Source organism: Nocardia sp. NPDC024068 (assembly GCF_040638875.1).
Classification (GTDB): domain Bacteria; phylum Actinomycetota; class Actinomycetes; order Mycobacteriales; family Mycobacteriaceae; genus Nocardia.
In genome coordinates, this window is the sequence record NZ_JBEZYU010000116.1 from 1 (window position 1) to 3,528 (window position 3,528).

Genomic DNA, 3,528 nt, shown 5'->3' on the forward strand with positions numbered 1-3,528 from the left:
GGGACAGCCGGGGACTCGGCGGCGAGGGACAGCCGGGGACTCGGCGGCGAGGGACAGCCGGGGACTCGGCGGCGAGGGACAGCCGGGGACTCGGCGGCGAGGGACAGCCGGGGACTCGGCACCGGGGGACGGCCGGGACTCGGCACCGGGGGACGGCCGGGGGCTCGGCGGCGCTGGGAGTCTGTTGCGGGGGCGCATCCGCAGGTCATCGGGTAGGGAGTTCGGAGGCAGGGGGGCGCGTGCCGACGCCGACCGGCCCACCCCTCCCTTTTGGGCTTGTCAGGGGGTACGACATACGCTGTTCGTCGACGGAATTCTCCCCATCAGCAGCTAGAGAAGGCAGGACCGTGCAGGACTCCCGCGCAACCGAGACCGCCGGGCAGAGCTCGGTAGACACTGGCGCAACCCCGGGCCGGGCCGACGATACGCCTGCCCACCGGTACACCGCCGCGCTCGCTGGGGAGATCGAGGGGCGGTGGCAGCGGCGCTGGACCGAGCGCGGGACCTTCCACGCGCCGAATCCGGTAGGTCCGCTGGCGGGGGAGGTTCCGGCCGACAAGCTGTTCGTGCAGGACATGTTCCCGTATCCGTCGGGGGCGGGGCTGCATGTGGGGCATCCGCTGGGCTATATCGCCACCGATGTGTTCGCCCGGTACCACCGGATGCACGGCCGCAATGTGCTGCACGCGCTGGGGTACGACGCGTTCGGCCTGCCCGCCGAGCAGTACGCCGTGCAGACCGGAGCGCATCCCCGCGACACCACCGAATCCAATATCGCGACCATGCAGCGGCAGCTGGACCGGCTGGGTCTGGGGCACGACCGGCGGCGTTCGTTCGCGACGACCGATCCCGAGTACTACAAGTGGACGCAGTGGATCTTCCTGCGCATCTACAACGCCTGGTACGACCAGGAGGCCGACCGGGCCCGGCCGATCGCGGAGCTGGAACGTCAGTTCGCGTCGGGGGCGCGGGCGGTGCCCGGTGGCAAGGACTGGGCGGATCTGCCGGCGGCCGAGCGGGCCGCGCTGATCGATTCCTATCGCCTGGTGTATCAGACCGATTCGGTGGTGAACTGGTGCCCGGGTCTGGGGACGGTGCTGTCCAACGAGGAGGTCACCGCCGACGGCCGCAGTGAGCGCGGCAACTTCCCGGTGTTCCGGAAACGCCTGTGGCAGTGGATGATGCGGATCACCGCCTACTCCGACCGGCTGATCGACGATCTGGATCATGTGGACTGGCCGGAGAACGTGAAGGCCATGCAGCGCAACTGGATCGGGCGCTCCCGCGGCGCGCGGGTCGAGTTCGCGACCCCGGCCGGGGATGTGGAGGTGTTCACCACTCGCCCCGACACCCTGTTCGGCGCCACCTACATGGTTCTGGCGCCCGAGCACGAGAAGGTCGGCGAACTGACCGCGGCCGCGTGGCCCGGCGGTGTGGACGAACGCTGGACCGGCGGCGCGGCCGATCCCGCCGCCGCGGTCGCCGCCTACCGTTCGGCCATCGCCGCCAAATCCGATCTGGAGCGGCAGGAGAACAAGGAGAAGACGGGCGTCTTCCTGGGTGCCTACGCCACCAATCCGGTGAACGGGGCGCAGATACCGATCTTCATCGCCGACTATGTGCTGAGCGGTTACGGCACCGGCGCGATCATGGCCGTGCCCGGCCAGGACCAGCGCGACTGGGATTTCGCGACCGCGTTCGGCCTGCCGATCATCCGTACTGTCCGGCCGCCCGCGGATTTCGACGGCGAGGCCTACACCGGCGACGGCCCGGCCGTGAACTCCGACTATCTGGACGGCCTGGAGATCACCGAGGCGAAGGCCGCGGTGATCGCCCGGCTGGAGGCCGACGGGCGCGGCGCGGGCACGGTGCAGTACAAACTGCGCGACTGGCTGTTCGCCCGGCAGCGGTACTGGGGTGAACCCTTCCCGATCGTCTACGACGAGACCGGCGCCCCGCACGCGCTGCCGGAATCGATGCTGCCGGTGCGGCTGCCCGAACTGGACGATTTCGCGCCCGTCACCTTCGACCCCGACGACGCGGATTCCGCCCCGTCCCCGCCGCTGGCCAAGGCCACCGACTGGGTGGAGGTCGAGCTGGACCTGGGCGACGGCCCGCGCAAATACCGCCGCGACACCAATGTGATGCCCAACTGGGCGGGCAGCTCCTGGTATCAGCTGCGCTACGCCGACCCGACCAACGCCGAGGAGTTCTGCGCGAAGCCGAACGAGAACTACTGGCTGGGCCCGCGCCCGGCCGAGCACGGCGCCGACGATCCGGGCGGGGTGGACCTGTACGTCGGCGGGGTGGAACACGCGGTACTGCATCTGCTGTACGCGCGGTTCTGGCAGAAGGTGCTGTTCGACCTGGGTGAGGTCAGCGGTAGTGAACCGTATCGCCGGCTGTTCAACCAGGGCTATATCCAGGCCTTCGCCTATACCGACGCGCGCGGGGCCTATGTCCCGGCCGCGGAGGTCGTCGAACGGGACGGGAAGTTCTTCTGGACCGACGCCTCGGGCACCGAGGCCGAGGTGAACCAGGAGTACGGCAAGATCGGCAAATCGCTGAAGAACGCCATCGCCCCCGACGAGATCTGCGATCTGTACGGGGCCGACACCTTCCGCTTCTACGAAATGTCGATGGGCCCGCTGGACACCTCCCGGCCGTGGGCGACCAAGGACGTCATCGGCGCGCACCGCTTCCTGCAGCGGGTGTGGCGACTGGTGGTGGACGAGGAAACGGGCGCGTCCCGGGTTACCGAGGAGAATCCCGCCGACGAAACCCTGCGGCTGCTGCACCGGACCATCGCCGGCGTGGACGAGGACCTGGCGGCGATGCGTGACAACACCGCCGGCGCCAAACTGATCGAGCTGACCAACCACCTGACCAAGGCCTACCCCCAGGGTGCGCCGCGCTCGGCGGTGGAGCCGGTGGTCCTGATGCTGGCCCCGCTGGCCCCGCATATGACCGAGGAGCTGTGGGAGCGGCTGGGTCACGGCACGTCGCTGGCCCACGGGCCCTTCCCGGTGGCCGACCCGGCGCTGCTGACCGCGGAAACGGTGGAATACCCGATCCAGGTCAACGGCAAGGTCCGCAGCCGTATCCAGGTGGACCCGGAGGCGGACCAGGCGGCGATCGAGACGGCGGCCCTGGCGGACGAGAAGATCGCGGCGCTGCTGAACGGCAAATCCCCGCGCAAACTGATCGTGGTGCCGGGGCGCTTGGTGAACATCGTCGCTTGAAGGTGACGTTGCTTGCCGGAGTGGGGGTGGCGTTGCTCGTGAACGCGGGTAGGTGGCGTTGCTCGCGAGGGTGGGGGAGGTGGCGTTGCCCGCGAGGGTGGGGCAGGTGGCGTTGCTCGTGAAGGTGGGGCAGGTGACGTTGCTCGTGAAGGTGGGGCAGGTGACGTTGCTCGTGAAGGTGGGGCAGGTGGCCTTGCTCGCGAAGGTGCTGTGTTTATTGGCGCGCTGGCGCGCGCGGGGTTCGGCCCCCGAAGCGTCTGCTGTCAGCCCTCGAGACTCGCGGCTG

Annotated in this window: 2 protein-coding genes; both read left to right on the forward strand. The window is 69.5% G+C overall.

The features are described 5' to 3' along the window. Positions 1 to 347 precede the first annotated feature (347 nt). The gene (leuS, locus tag AB0F41_RS31455) at positions 348 to 3,242 is read left to right on the forward strand and encodes a leucine--tRNA ligase (RefSeq protein WP_357430216.1); all 2,895 of its coding nucleotides are present in this window, start codon (positions 348 to 350) and stop codon (positions 3,240 to 3,242) included. A gap of 106 nt (positions 3,243 to 3,348) precedes the next feature. Continuing rightward, a partial coding sequence (locus tag AB0F41_RS31460) for a hypothetical protein (RefSeq protein ID WP_357430218.1) occupies positions 3,349 to 3,528 on the forward strand: 180 nt, incomplete at its 3' end.